Origin of the sequence: Paenibacillus sp. FSL H8-0048, assembly GCF_038002825.1 — a bacterium.
GTDB lineage: Bacteria > Bacillota > Bacilli > Paenibacillales > Paenibacillaceae > Paenibacillus_AQ.
On the sequence record NZ_JBBODF010000001.1, the window covers coordinates 2,286,064 to 2,303,163 of the forward strand.

The 17,100-nt window shown below is 51.9% G+C and carries 14 protein-coding genes; all 14 read right to left on the bottom strand.

What is annotated here, in order from left to right:
• Window positions 1-18 precede the first annotated feature (18 nt).
• The 14 genes from NSU18_RS09955 to NSU18_RS10020 all read right to left on the bottom strand — a co-directional run bounded on the left by NSU18_RS09955 (window position 19) and on the right by NSU18_RS10020 (window position 17,012).
• Window positions 19-4,338 (bottom strand): S-layer homology domain-containing protein, encoded by a 4,320-nt coding sequence (locus NSU18_RS09955; RefSeq protein WP_341148901.1) that lies wholly within the window; start codon window positions 4,336-4,338, stop codon window positions 19-21.
• Window positions 4,339-4,436: 98 nt separating this feature from the next.
• Window positions 4,437-5,099 (bottom strand): 3-oxoacid CoA-transferase subunit B, encoded by a 663-nt coding sequence (locus tag NSU18_RS09960; RefSeq protein ID WP_076155054.1) that lies wholly within the window; start codon window positions 5,097-5,099, stop codon window positions 4,437-4,439.
• The gene (locus NSU18_RS09965; protein WP_341148902.1) at window positions 5,092-5,760 is read right to left on the bottom strand and encodes a CoA transferase subunit A; all 669 of its coding nucleotides are present in this window, start codon (window positions 5,758-5,760) and stop codon (window positions 5,092-5,094) included. The genes NSU18_RS09960 and NSU18_RS09965 overlap by 8 nt, the downstream gene beginning before the upstream one ends.
• Window positions 5,761-5,799: 39 nt before the next feature.
• Complete coding sequence (locus tag NSU18_RS09970; RefSeq protein WP_341148903.1) at window positions 5,800-6,540, bottom strand: acetoacetate decarboxylase; 741 nt, start codon at window positions 6,538-6,540, stop codon at window positions 5,800-5,802.
• A gap of 34 nt (window positions 6,541-6,574) precedes the next feature.
• On the bottom strand, window positions 6,575-7,759 hold the full coding sequence (locus NSU18_RS09975; protein ID WP_341148904.1) for an acetyl-CoA C-acetyltransferase: 1,185 nt from the start codon (window positions 7,757-7,759) through the stop codon (window positions 6,575-6,577).
• A 439-nt stretch (window positions 7,760-8,198) separates the two neighbouring features.
• Window positions 8,199-9,068, bottom strand: a complete 870-nt coding sequence (locus tag NSU18_RS09980; protein WP_341151015.1) for an Rpn family recombination-promoting nuclease/putative transposase — start codon at window positions 9,066-9,068, stop codon at window positions 8,199-8,201.
• Window positions 9,069-9,240: 172 nt separating this feature from the next.
• Window positions 9,241-9,810 carry a manganese catalase family protein gene (locus NSU18_RS09985; protein WP_209991273.1) on the bottom strand — a complete coding sequence of 190 codons (570 nt, stop codon included), beginning with the start codon at window positions 9,808-9,810 and terminating at the stop codon, window positions 9,241-9,243.
• Between the two features lie 49 nt (window positions 9,811-9,859).
• Entirely contained in the window at window positions 9,860-10,126 is a 267-nt protein-coding gene (locus NSU18_RS09990; protein ID WP_341020064.1) for a spore coat protein CotJB, read from the bottom strand.
• Window positions 10,127-10,129: 3 nt separating this feature from the next.
• On the bottom strand, window positions 10,130-10,345 hold the full coding sequence (locus NSU18_RS09995) for a spore coat associated protein CotJA (RefSeq protein WP_036692819.1): 216 nt from the start codon (window positions 10,343-10,345) through the stop codon (window positions 10,130-10,132).
• Window positions 10,346-10,821: 476 nt separating this feature from the next.
• Window positions 10,822-12,180 carry a hemolysin family protein gene (locus NSU18_RS10000; RefSeq protein WP_445321796.1) on the bottom strand — a complete coding sequence of 453 codons (1,359 nt, stop codon included), beginning with the start codon at window positions 12,178-12,180 and terminating at the stop codon, window positions 10,822-10,824.
• An 18-nt stretch (window positions 12,181-12,198) separates the two neighbouring features.
• Entirely contained in the window at window positions 12,199-13,341 is a 1,143-nt protein-coding gene (gene yfkAB / locus NSU18_RS10005) for a radical SAM/CxCxxxxC motif protein YfkAB (RefSeq protein WP_341020063.1), read from the bottom strand.
• A 169-nt stretch (window positions 13,342-13,510) separates the two neighbouring features.
• Window positions 13,511-14,617, bottom strand: a complete 1,107-nt coding sequence (locus NSU18_RS10010; protein WP_036721458.1) for an HD-GYP domain-containing protein — start codon at window positions 14,615-14,617, stop codon at window positions 13,511-13,513.
• A 58-nt stretch (window positions 14,618-14,675) separates the two neighbouring features.
• Window positions 14,676-15,497 carry an undecaprenyl-diphosphate phosphatase gene (locus tag NSU18_RS10015; RefSeq protein WP_036692810.1) on the bottom strand — a complete coding sequence of 274 codons (822 nt, stop codon included), beginning with the start codon at window positions 15,495-15,497 and terminating at the stop codon, window positions 14,676-14,678.
• Between the two features lie 75 nt (window positions 15,498-15,572).
• Window positions 15,573-17,012, bottom strand: a complete 1,440-nt coding sequence (locus NSU18_RS10020; RefSeq protein ID WP_341148905.1) for a bifunctional metallophosphatase/5'-nucleotidase — start codon at window positions 17,010-17,012, stop codon at window positions 15,573-15,575.
• Between the last annotated feature and the right edge of the window lie 88 nt (window positions 17,013-17,100).

Consider the following 17,100-nt stretch of genomic DNA (forward strand, 5'->3'; position numbering starts at 1 on the left):
TAGCTTTATCTATCTAGCCTACTCCTCACCCGCTTCAACAAGCTTATCCATGAGCCGGATGATCATCACTATGGCTTCAGCGCGGGAGGCAGATTCCTTCGGTTTAAAGGCGCCGTTGCCTTTCCCGGAGACAATCCCCGCATTAGCGAAGGCATTAATTGGCTCTGCCGCCCAGCTTGCCGGGAGGTCAGAGAATAACGCCGGCGTGCCGGGAACATAGCTCGTAAGACGTGCCAGCATAGTCACAGCTTCCGCGCGGGTGATCTCCTGCTTGGGGTGGAAGGAACCATCCGCGTAGCCCTGAATCACCCCATGCTGCCTAAGCGCTGCAAGTGCCATAGAAGCCCAATGTCCCTGCGTATCGGAAAATCCGGTTCCCTGTGAGCCGGTCAGTCCAAAAGCTTTTGTGAGCATTACAGCAAACTCAGCGCGTGTTACTTTGGCTTCAGGATGGAATGAACCGTCCACGTAAGCCGTTATCAACCCCATCTGGGCTGCACGTTCAATGAACGATGCACTCCACAGCGTGGAAGGCACATCCTGGAATGAAACAATAGCCGCTGTCTGGCCTTTTGCAACTATAGATTTAAGTTTATCTAAGTCCAAGCTGTCTTTCAGCACAGGTCTGGTTAGGGTTGGCTTCACGGGACCGGCAGTTATTGCTGGTGTTGGTGCCGGTGTAGTCGTTGCTTTGGCTGACGGTGTTACTGTCGGTGTTACAGCCGGCTTTGGTGTTGGCGTTGTTGCCGGTGTTACTCCCGTTTGTGGAGTTGGCGATGGTGTCGGTGTCGGCGTTACTACCGGTACCTTTCCTCCCTCAACCACGATGGAAATGGCAACGGTTAAGCCGCCGAAGGAAGCTGTAATGGTTACCCCATCCCCAGCTGCAACCCCTGTAATGATCCCCTTATCCGATACCGAGGCGACCCCAGGATCTGAGGTCGTCCAACGGACCTGATCTGTAACCACTGTACTTACTCCATTGTCATATACCGCCGTAATCACGGAAGCCGCTTGTTTGCCCACCTGCAAGGTGTGTGTGCCAGGCTCGGCGGTCAGCTTCAGCAGCTTAGGCAGCGTACCTTCTGACTGCACAGTTACCGACAGCTTCACCGGCGGCAGATTACTGTAATTCGCCTGAATGGTCGCCTCGCCCACTCCAACGGCATGAATGATACCCTCCGCGTCTACTGTAGCTGCCTGCTCATCAGAAGATGTCCATATGGCTTGATTCGTCACATCGGCAGTGGAGTTATCGCTATAGGTAGCTGTAAGCACCGTCGCGTGCTTATCACCCACATTCAGCTTCAATTCGGCCGGGGCTACGGCCACCGAAGTTAGCGTCCGCCCATCCTTTTTCACAATCGTATAGTTATCAATTAATTCTGCGCTTTGCGTAGTGCGGGCTTGGATTACGATCTTATCATGGCTCACCTGAATGGCAGAATAGACCGGAACATCCTCGTCAAACATGAAATCAAGATACTCGTATTTGCTTCCATCATAGAACTTCCAGCCGGACGCCCCGCCGTCCAGATAGACCGTTCCTTGCTCTCCGCTTGGCAGTGGCTTGCCTTTGCTCATCGGATAGGTCCGCGCATATACATGGTCATGGCCTTCCAGCACCAGATCGACCTTCAATTCTTCGAGAATGGGGGCAAAATAAGTCTGTGTGTATTCGATCAGATTGCCGCGTCCATCTTCGGTATGATAGGCAGGTTTGTGGAACATGACAATTTTCCATTTTTTATTACTTGCTAGAAGGTCCTCCCGTAGCCACTCCGCTTGCTTGCCCATCGTGACTTCGTCTGCTTCAGAGTTCAGCACCACGAAATGCACCTCTCCTGAATCGAACGAATAGGCATACTCCCTCTGGAGCTCAGGTCCGTTAACAGGAAGCCCCAAGCCTTTGGCGAAAATGTACTTCCCTCCCCCTTTTACATCATGATTCCCCATGGCATACGCTGAAGGAATCGAGGAGGCGTAGACCGACGAGGCTTCCCAGAACTGGTTCCACTCCTTCAAAACCGCCCCGTCATCGACCATATCACCGCCATGCATAACGAACTGGGTACCCGGATAATTAGTGAACGCATTCTGGATCAATTGCTGATAGGTCTCCAGCCCGTTGTCCCCTTTGGTATGCGAATCGGTTACAAATACAAAAGAAACAGGTTTGTCCGGCGCAGCCTCCACCGTCTTATAATAGGACCAATTGCTCCAATGGCCTTCGTAGCCGACTCTGTAACGATAGCCCATACCGGGCTCAAGACCCGTGACCACTGCGTTGTGAAACTTAATTTCCCCTATAGGTCCGCCTGCCACCTCAGGAATGACCTCCACATCAGAGAGAGCACGCTGCACGGTTGCTTTTGCAGGAGCATTCGTCAGGTCGCTGTCTACCCCATCACTATCTTTCATATACTGGATGTAAGCTTCCTCCACACTTGGCGCGCTCTGCCACCCGACACTCATCATTGTCTTCATATCTTCGGTAACAAAGGTCTGCACATATTGCGGATCTGCCCCGCCGAGCGGAGCTACAACATTCATGCTCATACTCTCGCTGGTCCCGCCATCCTTGACAGCCTGCACGCTCCAAGTGCCAATGGCTAGGTTCGTCAGGGACGTATGGATCTCTCCATTGGCGTCCGTCAAGCCTATTCCTGTGGTAAGATCACTCTGCTCCACATCAGCGGATGAGATGTACCCCGCCTTACTGCCATCCGGCAGATACACCTTGATGAATCCGGAGGCACTGCCTGCTGTGGCGAACATCCGCGCGTTTTTCTCAACATTAAGCAGCACTGCGGACGATGAATCGGCTTTGGCATATACTTTGGACCCATCGGCGGTTACACGCACATAAGTCTGAGGACCGCTGGTATCGGTAAAATCAATCCCGGCTCCTTCCACCGGCGCTCCTGCGCGGGAGGTAACCGAGATGATACTCTGAGTATGCAGGCCTGATCCCTTGATGCTGATCTTGTAAGGAAACCCGATCTTATAACTTAACGGAGAGGCGAAGGAACGAACTGGCGTCCCGCTTCCATATCCGAAACTGCCCTCTACCATGGCCATCTGCTTAGCCGTCTCGCCGCGCTCCATTTTCGCAGACCGGTTCACTTCAAAATCAATACTTGACAGCGCGTCAGCCTGATCCCCTTGCAGTCCCTCTGCACTGACATCAACGTAGCCGCCTGTATTATCGATAGTTGTCTGCACCTGACTCAAGCCGGAGTGTGCATTAATTACATTGGCCTGCAATGTCTCTGGATCGAACTTGATTCTGGCATGGAAGCTCTTGGCTTCGCCTACGTCCGTCGCCTTCAGCTTCAGCCGGTAGGTCTCATTACTGACAGCCTCCTCCGGGGCTTCCAAGGTAAATCTGGCCCCATGCTCGATCTGAAAAGCATATTCGGCCGCTGCCGGATTGCCGGCTCTATCCTTCACTTCTGCCAGCACTTGATGATAGCCTCCGGCCAGCGGAAGCTCCGGGTGATAGATAATCTGCTTAAGATTCAGATCATAGGTATACGTTGACGGTGCCGCAGCCTGACCATCCACCGTTAACCGGATGGAATCCGGATCAATGCCTGACTTAGCATCCTCTGCTGACAGAATAAGGTCAGAGACGGGAGCGCTCAAGATTTGATCAGGAGCCGGTGCCGCCGGAGTCAACACTGGCACATCCATATCCTCATTACTGGGCTCATCATAAATCAGCCTGATATCATCAATCCAAATCGAGCCTTTATTCTTTTTGTTCATTTGTCTTTCTTTCATCTGGAAGTAGAAGGCCAGAGTACCCGGCATAGTCAGATCTGACCCTATCTCAGCCTCAACATACTTCCAGCCGCTCCAGTCTATCCCGGTCTCTTCACTCCTGATTTCATACGTTTTGGATTTGCCGGTAGAAGACACGTAGAACTTGGAGGTCAGACCATGACCCTCCTGATTGGCGTATACCCACATCCCGATTCTTTTTGGGGTCCGGTTCGTCAATGGTAGCTGAGCCGCCGGACCAACGGCAACCTGGGACGGGTTATCGGTTATGCCTATGAAGTCATAATCAATCCGCAGGGACTTCGCTCCGCTATGTACATATTTCGGATTGGTCTCCAGCGCCAGACTGCCGCTATGAATGCGGGCACTGTCAAAGGTTAGGTCCGCTAAGCTCACCTGTTCAAAATCCTCAACCTTTACGACCCCGCTGGTCTCCGCCGCCTCCCCAAAAGCAGTCGGTAGCGGAGATAGAGCAGGGGTAAGGGTGGGAAGCAGAACCGTCATAGCCAAGATCCCGCTCCATACTTTCTTTACAAATGGATGATTACTCACGAACCTTCACACTCCTTGTTGTCTGTTCTAGTAGACAGCATAACGGCGTAATATGTTCGTAGAATCATCACAATGTAAGCATATTAAATTTTATTTTATTAGACAGCGACAGCAATCGCCTTCAGGTCTGGGGAGATCCATAGCTCTGCCCCGGTTGCCTGCTGAACGTCTTCTACCGTCAGACCCGGTGCGATTTCCATCAGCATCAGCCCTTGGCCCGGAATCACCTCGATGACCGCCATTTCAGTTACAATCGTATTTACGACATGTACCGCCGTCAGGGGCAGCTTGCAGGCTTTGACTATTTTCGGCTGCCCGTCCTTGCTCACATGATCCATGGCGATAATGACCCGCTTGGCCCCGACGACCAGATCCATCGCCCCGCCCATGCCCGGCACCTTTTTCCCCGGAATCATCCAGCTGGCCAGATTGCCCTGCTCGTCAACCTCAAGCGCACCCAGCACGGTGATGTCCACATGCCCGCCACGGATGATTGAGAAGGAGACCGCACTGTCAAAATAGCAGGCTCCGGCCATCGTGGTCACAAAGCTCCCGCCAGAATCGATACAGTCGATGTTTTCCTCTGACTTCGCCGCCTTGGGGCCTACTCCGAGTATTCCGTTCTCGGCCTGTAGCATAATCTGGACATGATCAGGAATATAGTCTACAGCCAGGGTCGGCATACCGATCCCGAGATTCACTACATCACCGTCTTTGAACTCCTGGGCGATTCTTCTCACAATAAATTCCCGGTTATTCATGCGTATTCGCCACCTTTACAATAGCATCAATCAAAATCCCGGGGACGTTGACATGATTGGGATCAATTTCCCCGAGCTTCACATAAGTATCTACCTCTGCGATTACATAATCCGCCGCCATCGCCATGACGAAATTAAAGTTCCGGGAAGAGCCGTCGATCACCAGATTCCCCGCCTCGTCCGCTTTATGGGCCCGGATCAGCGCCACATTTGCATGGAGAGGCAGCTCCAGCAGATATTCCTTTCCGTCGATATCAAGCTTCCTTTTGCCTTCCTCTACAATCGTTCCTACTCCTACAGGAGTTAACACACCGCCCAGCCCCGCTCCCCCGGCACGGATTTTCTCAGCTAACGTGCCCTGCGGATAGAGATTCACCTCCGCTTCCTTGGTCATCAGCAGTCTTCCGGTCTCTGGATTGGAGCCGATGTAGGAGGCATAGATGCGCTTAACCCGGCCGCTTTTGACCAGCTTATAGATTGATAATTCCGGGGTGCCTGTATCATTGGAGATGAGCGAGAGATTACCCGCAGAATGAGTCTCGACAAGCGCATGCACCAGCTCTTCGGGATGGCCTCCAGCCAGAAAACCGCCGACCATCACGGTGCCTCCATCCTTCACCCTCTTCACGGCATCTTCGGCGGAGATTAATTTGTTTATCATAGATTTCAGGCTCCTTGTTCATTATTTGGAGAAAAGCCCTTACTGGAGATAATCATGAATGACTTGGCCATAGGGCAGCGTTAGATCGGCAATAAAATGCTTTCCCCCGTGATACGCCTTCATCGGCAAATCGGCCACAGGGGCATTCACATGGGGGATCAGGCTTAATCGGGCCGGCCCGGTCCAAGCGCCTTTTACATGAACATCTTCAAGAGTGTAAGCAACCAGCTGCGCAATCTTAGGGGTCCCATCCACATCGGGGATCAGTTTTAGATTCACTTGGGTCGTAGAGATAGCTCTGGCTGTATCCTCTGCATCCATCACAGCATGCTTGTAAGGCATGGTTCCCACGGCCACCAGAACATCGTTATAATGCAGCGTGCCGGTCAGCGTCTCTGTGCCTGCAACGGTCAGGCGGGGAGAGGCCCACTTTTTGGGGAAACCCCAGATTTCCCGTCCTCCCAGAATGGCAGGCGCATTATCCAGATACATCTGAGCTACAAAATTGCACGGCTCCCCCTGAAAAGTACACGGAATCACAATCCCGCTCTCCTCATAGCTTCCCAGACCCGACGAATCAGGCATTTTGATCCATTCATATGACACGGTGTTACTTCCATCCGGCTGCAAGGGTTCCGGGACCGCTTGTCTGACCGCCGCAGGGTCGGATTCATAAGTGATAACCATAAATTCACGGTCAATGAAGCGGTAAGGCGGACGCCCGTAACCCGGACTGGCTGCAGGCATGGATTGCAGCGCAAGCACCTCTTTTGCATTCATAATGATCTTAAACTCCCTTTCTGTCAGAGTTGTGTTAATAGCGTGCGTTCTCAACCAGCATGGCAATGCCCATCCCCGTTCCGATGCACAAGCTGGCTATACCGTAATGCTTAGAGCTTCGGACCATTTCATGGACAAGCGTAACGAGTACCCTGGCTCCGCTGGCCCCCACTGGATGTCCAATCGCAATCGCACCGCCGTTGACATTCACCTTCTCCGGATTAAGCTCAAGCTCGTGCAGTACCGCTATGGCCTGTGCCGCAAAGGCTTCATTAATCTCGAACAAATCGATGGCCTCAAGAGGAATGCCCTGGTTCTTAAGCAGCGACTTAATGGCTCTTACCGGCCCCATTCCCATGTAAGCAGGATCTACGCCCACCAGTGAATAGCCCTTAATATAGGCAAAAGGCTCAACCTCAAGCTCCTTGCATTTATCTTCCGACATGACCAGCACAGCCGCCGCTCCATCATTGATCCCCGAGGCATTTCCGGCAGTAACCGACCCGTTTTCCTTAAAAGCAGGCTTTAGCTGAGCAAGCTTCTCTTTACTGACCTCTCCTCTTACATGCTCGTCCTCCGCGAACCAGACTGTCTCCTTTTTGATTTTGGTCATCACGGGCACAATCTGCTCTGCAAAAGCCTGATTCCGTTTAGCTTCGGCGGCCTTGATCTGGCTGTCATAGGCAAACTCATCCTGCTCCAGTCGTGAAATATGATATTTCCCGGCAATGTTCTCGGCAGTAATGCCCATATGATAGTTATTGATCGGACAGGTCAGGCCATCAGCCACCACGGTATCTATCAGCTCGCTATTCCCAAGCTTGTAACCGTTTCTTGCATTTTTCAGCACATAAGGGGCGTTAGACATACTCTCCATCCCCCCGGCCAGGAGAACACTCCCTTGTTCAGCCCGAATAGAATTGTAAGCCAAAGCAACGGTATGAAGCCCTGAACCGCAAACGGTGTTGATCGTTGTTGCAGGCACTTCAATCGGGATACCGGCTTGCAGCGCCGCCTGTCTGGCAGGATTCTGACCCTCGCCCGCCTGCAGAACATTGCCAAGATAAATCTGCTCCACTAACGCAGGCTCCACATGGCTTTGCTGAAGGCAGGCTGTCATCACCTTTGCTCCTAATTCTGTAGCACCAAGTGTTGAAAGTCCGTTGTTAAATGAACCAACTGCTGTCCGTAAGGGACTTACTAATGCAACTCTGTTCACTGAATCTCACATTCCTTTCTGATGGTATTAGATTTACATGCGGGTATTAATCACGATGTATGAGAGAGTATGCGTTGCGGCTTAGATCGGTTAAATCAGCTTAATTAGCTTGATCGGCTTAGCCGCTTTGATCGCCTTCCTCCATTTGATTTTTTGGTATTTATTTACATATTCAGTGTAAGCCTAAACACCAGTTTCCTCAACACTCAAAAATATACATATTTTTACATACGAATACCTCTAGGCCCTTGTACAATCCCTCAACGAGGTTATACTAGCATTTCCTTTGATATTCTGGTTATTAATGGTTATTTCAGAAAATCACATGAAAACATGCCAAAAGAGTTCACATAAAAAAACGTCTCCGGCCCTTACTTGGGTCTGGAGACGGTTTGTGCAGCACTCTTAGCATATTATTTCGTATTTGGAGGAGCCCTGCTTACATCAGCTTTTTAATCTTCTCCACCGGTAACTCCACCGCTTCGGAGACCTCTTCCGGAGTGAGTCCGTGAAGCAGTAATTTACGAATAATCTCGGCTTGGCCCTTTTCTATTCCTTCAGCTATACCCTCTTCATATCCCCAACGCTTCCAGGCTGGCATGAGTTCCATAATCGCTTCACCCTCCTCCGGGTATTGTATCATCAATTCTTGTATAATCTCTTCATCCTGCGCCCGGTCCGGCTGGAAATATAAATCTGCCACTGACATCACAAGCGCCAGCCGACCCTGATCGAGCCGCGCTCTCAGCTTCATGAACATGCGCAGAAATTCCCGGCGCACATCTCTCGCTTCTCTTGTAGTATACCCCATCTTGGCCAGTAACGCAGCAGCCACTGCATTGTCCGAATCAATAAATCTTCGCCAGTTCTGCTTACGCAATTCCACCTTGAGAAACTGAAAGCGCAGGATATGATGTTCAGGAATAACCATCTCCAAGGTATCCTGCTCTTCCCTGATCTCATCTGAAGTAAAAATCGCAATCGGTATAATCAGCTTATGCTCTTTACGGTAGCGCTCAAATAGTCGGCTGAAGTAAATAAACATTCGTTCATGAAACCGTGAATCCCGATACGACTGCGGCTCCAGGTGAATGAGAATATAACCGTCCAGCCCTTTGTAGCGGATCTCCAGCAGCAGATCCAGCTCCCGCGCTTCCTCGCCAACAATATCCACTAGCAATTCCTGCATCAGAAACCGGGTTTCACTATAGTCCAGCATTGCATCAAGCTCAGGAAAAAACAACTCAATAAATTCCTGAAAAAACGTCTCCAGCAGCTTCTTAAATGCTTCATCATGCGGTAAGGGGATTTTAGTCGCCTCCTGTTATATCTTGCCTGTTTCTTGTGAGCATATCCCATTTTAATGGAATTAAATATAACAAAAAGCACATACGTTCGTATTGAATGAAAAAAGAGCCGCAGATGATACTCCTGTGGCTCTTCTTGTCAAATTGTCTATTTTATATGTGTATTCATCATTGTCAGAACACCCGCTTCTTATCCTTCTCCTCAATCAAAATCTGCACCGATTCCTTGAACCGGATCGCATGAATGATCTCCCGCTCGCGCAGGAACTTGAGGCTGTCCTGCAGATCCACATCGTCGGTCATGTCAATCAGCCACTGGTATGTAGCCCGGGCCTTCTCCTCTGCGGCGATGTCCTCGTACAAATCCGCGATTGGATCGCCCTTGGCTTGGATATAGGATGCTGTCCAGGGCACACCGGCCGAGTTCTGGTAGAACAAGGCATGATCCCGCTGTGCATAGTTCGGCCCTAAGCCTGCGGCTTCCAGCTCCTGTACCGAGGCGTCCTTGGTCAGCTTGTAGATCATGGTGGCAATCATTTCGAGATGGGCAAATTCCTCAGTAGAAATATCCGTTAATACACCAATTACCTTATCAGGTATAGCATACCGCTGGTTCATATAGCGCAGCGCCGCAGCCAGCTCGCCGTCCGCACCGCCGTATTGCTCCATCAGATACCGGGCCATCCGCACATCGCATTTGCCGACACGCACCGGGTATTGCAGCTTTTTCTCATAGATCCACATTCGTGAACTTCCCCCTCCTTAAGGCTTATTTCATTCCCGGCTTCATGCCTTAGACTTGCCAAGGCCAGGGACTCTCGCTCCATTGCCATGGAGCCTTGGAATAGGCGCGGCCGAAATTCTGCAGAGGTCCGTATAGCTCCTGGAACTGGTTCGCCAGCTTGGTGCGCTCATATGTCAGCTGATTGAACTGCTCGATCGCCTTCACATCCTCCGGATGAGTGTCCAGGAACAGATTCAGCTCTACGAGTGCAAAATCAAGGACCTGCAGCTGCTCCAGCATCTCGTAATAACGGGGCTCGCAAGGATTAGCTTCCATAGCCTACTTCCCTCCTTTGAACTTGGACTCATAAGGGCTGTAAAGCGATGGCCATAACGTTCCATGTTTGAGCGCCTCCGGCAGGGAGAACTGCGGCAGATTCGGGGGCTGAAACGTGACGAATTGGTTCGGCGGCACAACATACGTCTTGAACGGCACCGGCGGACAAGGATCAAACGGTCCCCTGTACGGTGTCCATACGCGATCCTGGGAGTTCAATGATCATTCCTCCTCGTAAGGTTTTGACGGCATTGCCTGATGAATGTCCAGATCTCTGATCGATACCTTCGTAACTAACTTATGACAGTGCAAGGGTGGAAAAGAACAGTTGCCCATTAAAATCACCTTCAGGTGTGCAAGCGAACGGTACTTTTTGCGGCCAAACTATATAAATTGAACTAATGATTTTTGGTTTTAGGATTAGCTGTGACTCCAGAGAAGTTTTGGACTTCCGGCCGCTGCCCTTCTGCAGATTTCTTGATTGTATACCGCTGTTCGCGGTTGAAATCCGCAGACAAAGGCGGACGCTACCGCTCCTCCAGTTCCAAAATTCCCCTCCGCCACTTTTCCTTTAACTTAAATTTTTTAGTTCAATCTATATAGTGAAAAAGCAAAAAAAACAGGGCCCCCAAAAGCTCTGCAACACAGCTTCTGAAGCACCCTGCTATATTTAAAAATTTGAGTTACACTTCTGCCTACTCCTTCTCCTCTTCCCCGCCTTCAGCATCCTCTTCAGGCTCTGGCACGGGCTCGCGGTGGATGTTGATGCGGGTGATCCGCAGCCGGGTTGACTCCTCCACCTCGAAGGTGACATCGCCTACCACTACTTTTTTGCCCTTGGATGGATTGCCTTCCAGCTCCTTGAACAGCCAGCCGCCGATAGAATCCACCTCTTCATCCTCAATCACGACACCCGTAAGATCGTTGACGTCTTCAATCAGCATCCGGCCCTCTACGGAGATGTAATCCCCGTTGCGCTCCACGCTAGGGCGTTCATCCTCGAACTCGTCATGCAGATCGCCGACGATCTCCTCCAGGATCTCTTCAGCGGTCAGCAGCCCTGCCGTACCGCCGTACTCGTCAACGACCAGCGTCAGCTGGGCTTTGTTCTTCTGCATCAGCCGCAGCGCGTGGCTGATCTCCATCGATTCCGGCACGTTCAGAATCGGCCGGACCAGGGAAGCCAGATCATTCTGCTGCTCCGGCGGGGCGAACAGCAGATCCGTGATATGGATGAAGCCGATAATCCGGTCCTTATCCTCGAAGGCTACCGGATAACGCGAATGCTTCGTTTCTGTAATGATCCGCATGTTCTCTTCCAGCGGAAGATTGCTGTATAGTACATCCATATCGGTACGCGGCAGCATCACCTCACGGGCCAGCAGGTCCGAGAATTCGAAGATGTTATCCATCAGCTTCATTTCATCCTGATCGATCACTCCGCTCTTCGCGCTCTGATTCATCAGAATGCGGATTTCCTCCTCCGAATGGGCCGCCTCGGCTTCACTGGCCGGCTCCACGCCGAACAGTCTCAGCAGAGCGTTCGCTGAGGCATTCAGCACCCAGATGAAGGGCAGAAACAGATTATAGAAGAACATCAGCGGAGCGGACAACAGCAGTGCTGAGCCTTCTGTTTTTTGAATAGCCAGAGATTTCGGTGCCAGTTCCCCCAGCACAATATGTAAAAAGGTAATAATGGAGAAGCCGATAATCACAGATACCGTTGAGATTAGCGTCTGGTCAGTTACACCGATCTGGTACATCAGAGGCTCCACCAGCAGCTCCGAGATTGCCGGTTCCCCGACCCAGCCGAGTCCAAGAGAAGCGAGTGTAATTCCGAACTGGGTGGCTGACAGATACGAATCCAGCCGCTTGTTGACCTTCAGCGCATATCCCGCCATTTTGTTGCCTTCGCTGACCAGTTGGGTCAGACGTGACTGTCTGACCTTGACCAGCGAGAATTCCGCCGCAACGAATACACCATTTAATAATACGAGCACCAGAACGAGCAAAAGATTAAGCACTAATCTTCCTATTTCAAATTCCGTATGCACTATAATAACGCCCCATTTCTACAAGGTGATCGCTTTTCTGGTTTTGAAATCGACCCCGGGATAATACATATCGGCCACGAGCAGGTTAGGCCCGCAGCAGCCTGCTGCATCGCAGTAACAATTCACTTGTTGATTCAAGGGATGCTTAGTCTGCCACTCAGTGAAAATGTCATCCAGCTTCGCGTTGCTGATATTGCCAAAAGCGGATATGTCGGCGAAGTCCGTGACAAAGACGTCGCCCGTGAACAGGTTCACATTGACCCGGTTTCTTCCGTCCGGATCATTACGAAGCGTTACATTCTTCTCGCTGCGCAGTCTGCTCAGCAGCTGCTGGTCTTCCTCCAGGAAGCTGCAGGCGAAGAACGGCAGCGTGCCGAACAGCATCCACATCTCCGGGTCACGATGATCCAGGAGGGAATGAATCGCAGTATTCATCTCCCGGAGCGACAGCACAGGCAGCTTCGAAGCGAAGCTGGATGCGTACATCGGGTGTACCTCATGACGTCTTGCCCCCATGTCCCCAATCAGCCGGTGAATCTCGGGAAGCTTGGTGTGTGTACGGTAATTGATCATCGACTCGGCAGAAATCAGCATTCCATCGCTGCTCAGCCGGCGGGAATTCTCCAGCATCGTGTCGTACAGCCGGTAGGCGGCCTCCTTCGAGACCGGGTGACCGCTGTTCGCGAAGCCCACCTCGTGGAAGTCATCGCCGTTCACATAGTTGAACGAGATATGCATAACGTCCAGGTAAGGGAGCAGCTGCTCATAACGGGAATACGGCATGGTCAGATTCGAGTTGATCTGTGATCGGATGCCCCGTTCCCGTGCATATTTCAGCAGCGGCACAATCGTATTCTCCACCGTTCCGGCACGGAACATCGGCTCCCCGCCCGTAATGCTGATGGTCTGCAGATGTTCAACTTCCTCCAGACGCTTCAGCATCTGGGTTAAAGGCAGCAGCTCCCCCTCTTTCATTGTAAGGCTGTCGCCGACGGCGCAATGCTCGCAGCGCATGTTGCATAGATTCGTGACCGTCATCTCTACACTGGTCAGCACATGCTGCCCGTATTCGCGGAGCGAGGTAATCGGATCCCACGGATCGTACTCCGGCGACAGCTCTTTTACAGGAATTATAGATGATGATGGCTCTAATATACTCATTTCTTAAGGCTCCTTTAATGCTTATTCCTTATTATTAACCCAAAACAAAAGAAAAAGAACGATAACTTAAGCTATATCATACCACGACTACTCAAAAAAACAGCAAGGTTGAGACTAGAGCTCTGCAATTCCTGCAGATGCCCTATTCTCTCCTCGCTGCACAGAACACCTATCCGGTACTTTTCACTACAGGTTCTCCCCCGTCCGTCACATCCACAATGACTACCGAGAGGGCTTTGCTGAGATCACGTTCATAAGGGGTAACCGTTTCGCCTTCGGGTCCATTCAGTACACGGACAACAGGCCGGTGCGGCGTGCTGGGATCAATCTTGACCACCACACCGCTCTCACCGGAGCTGAGCTTCACCGTAAGCCCCAGCGGATAGATGGCCACGCGGTCTCTGAATAACTCCAGCTGCTTCTGCTCGTACAAGGTTCCAGAGCCGACATACAGCGCTTCTACCGCCTGATGGGGCAGCATGGCTTTTTTGTAGATCCGGTTAGAGGTCATTGCATCATAGGAATCTGCTACTCCCAGCCATTTCGCATATTCATGGATTTGCGGACCCGTCAGGCCGCGCGGATAGCCGGAGCCGTCAATCCGTTCATGATGCTGCAAGGCACAATGAGCCGCCAGCAGAGGAATATTGGGCTCTTCCTTGAGGATGCGGTATCCGATCTCGGTATGCGCCTGCATATGGCGGAACTCTTCCTCGCTGAGCATGCCGGGCTTTTGTACAATTTTGACAGGAATCTGCGTCTTGCCGATATCATGCAGCAGCGCACCAAGCCCAATGACCCGCAGCTCTTCTTTGCTGTAGCCATGGGCAATGCCAAGCACCAGCGTATACAGGCATACGTTCAGGGAATGGACGTACAGGTAATTGTCAGCCGTGTGCATGTCAAGCAGCATGATCATCGGGTCCTCCTGCAGGGACATGTCGTCGAGGATGGAATCCATCACCTTGGAGAATTTCTTATCCAGATGATAAAAGCCCTTGGTAATCCCCGAGGCACCGGACATCTGCTGGAACTGGTTACGGATCACCTTAAGTGCCTGATTGCGCGTCTCATCCTGCAGCATTCCGGGGATCACAATATCCTCCGTGAGCGAGTCCTCAATATAGATATAACCGATATCAATTCTGGCGAGCCGCTTGATCAGGGAATCGGTAAGCTCCACTCCGTCCGCAAGCAGAACCAGCCCTTCATCATTATATATTTTTTTACCCAGCTTCATTCCCGCCTGAAGCCGATTGACGGATACTAGACGCACCTTGGCTCACTCCTGCCTTTAACGGTAAAATTGCTTCTTTGTGATGCCAAGCTGAGAATCAACGCATAATAAACAGCCAGAAGGCGGCTGCAAGGATGAAGCGGTAGATGGCAAAATGAGTTGGTCTGATCTTCTGGATCATTCTCATGAACAGAACTACCACCACATAGGCCACGATGAAGGAAATAATGAAGCCGATGACAAAATACCCGATCGTCTCACTCGTGAAATTCTTATACGAATCGAGTAGCTCATACCCCGAGGCCGCGCACATAATCGGAATTGCGATGAGGAAGGAGAAGTCGGCCGAAGCCTTGTAGCTTACCCCGCTCAGCATCCCCCCGGAAATTGTCGAGCCGGAGCGGGAGAATCCGGGCCAAAGGACGGAAATAATCTGGAATAATCCGATCGAGAGTGCCTGCCCGTAGGACAGATCATCCAGATCATGCGCTGTCACACGAATCTTGCGTTTATTGACCCATTCGGCAATGATCATCAGAATACCGCCTGCCACCAGCGCCCAGAGAACGGTGGATGCCCCGAAGAGGCTTTTGATAAAGTCCCTTGCAAAAAAAGCTACAGCGAGCGCAGGCACAATGCCCAGCAGCACATGAATCAGGTTCAGACGGGCTGCCGGCATAACGCCCCCTCTGTCTCTGCGGCCAAAGCCGAGCAGATTCACAATCCGCTGGCGGTAGACCAGCGCAATCGCCAGTATGGCCCCCAGCTGAATCACAATCTCATAGGTCTTCATAATCGAATCCTGCTCATTGAAGCCCAGAAGCTTAGTCGTTAGAATCATGTGTCCCGTCGAAGAAACCGGAATGAACTCCGTGATTCCTTCCACAATTGCCAGAATAATGGCTGTAATTGTATCCATATTACTCCTCCTGATCTAGTCAATGAAACCTGGTAATGCGTTATCTATCCATTTGATAAAACATGGTGTGGATCATCAGGTGGATTGCCTCTCCCAGCGAAACGCTTCACACTCATCCAGACTCCCCGGCCGCTGCAGCTCCATCCGCAGCAGATCGCGCAGGAAATGAGGCAGCAAATATACCGCCTCCCGGCCATTAGCTATACTCTCATAGCCTGTACGGAATGTAAACATATCCAGCGTGCCGACACTATACACCTTGGTATCCTCCAGCTGCTCCCCGCCGGCAAAAATCGCAATACCGTTATCATAAGGCATGACCCTTGGATCGTACAAGATTTTTAATCCGTCCACGGCCAAGGTGCCCAGCACCTCTCCCCGGAAACCGTATCCGTAGATGACCTTATTCCGGAACTCTGCCATCAGACTCTGTTCCAGTGCGGTGCGGATATCCTTGCCTGTCAGCTGTACTGTGCATGGGTTAATTGGCGAAGGACATAAGGCATGCAGCATGCCTGCGGTGATGTTGCCTTCCGGAAGCGGGCCGAGCAGTTGTCCTGTATTAACGAGCGAGATGGGGCTGCCTGTGAACTGGCGGACCGCCTGTGCCAGCAGGTTGCCAAAAGGAGACTCCCCCTGCAGATCCAGCGGCAGCATGCGGTCGCTGATGGCAACCGTCTTCTCCAGGGCCTCACGGCCGCGCTGCAGATGGATCGCTGCCGCCGGAGCGATAAGCTCCTCCGTTAAGGAAGGATCAACTGCCGTGCAGCCTCCTTCGGCCAGGTGAAATACTCCGCCTGGATGCTCCCGCTCGAAGACAACCCGTCCGGCGTACCGGCCGAATTTGCCGGCACCGCATACGGCTGTCCCGTTAATCATCTGCGGCTGCTCCAGCATATGGTGGGTGTGTCCGCCCAGAATGGCATGCACGCCTTCCAGCTTCTCGGCCAGCCTCTGGTCTGCGGGCAGCCCCAGATGAGACAGAATGATCACGATATCCACCTGCGGGGCAAGCAGCTGAACCTGCTCGCGCAGTGCCTCTTCCGGGTCCAGCACATCCCAGCCGAGCAGAGAATAGAAGGAGGTGAACGCCGCCGTCGCACCGGTCAGTCCTATCTTTATCCCGTCCTTCTCTATAATCGCGTGGCGCTGCATCCAGTGCGGCGGCTCACCGGTGGCGGACTCCAGGAAATTGCAGCATACCACAGAACACTGGATGCCTGTGAATATGGCTGAGAGCATCTCCTTGGAGAAGGTGAGGCCTTCGTTGTTGCCGATGGTGACCGCATCGTATCCGGTCAAATTCATAATGTCGATGTTGGCCTGTCCCATCGTGCCTTCCGTCTCTACAGCGGCGCGGTCCATATGATCGCCGATATCAAGCAGCAGCGCCGGCTCCTCGCCCGCCGCCGCCTTCATCGCGGATATTACTGCCGCGAGCGGACTCATCATTTCAAAGTGGCTATGTATATCATTGGTATGAATAATGGTTAATCTTTGCGGCCCAGGCTTCATAAGCTGGCTTCCCTCCCACTTGTACAGCCGTTTATAAAGTAAGCGGCAGGCTTGTTCTGTTCTAGAGTTAGCATAACATTTTCAGACT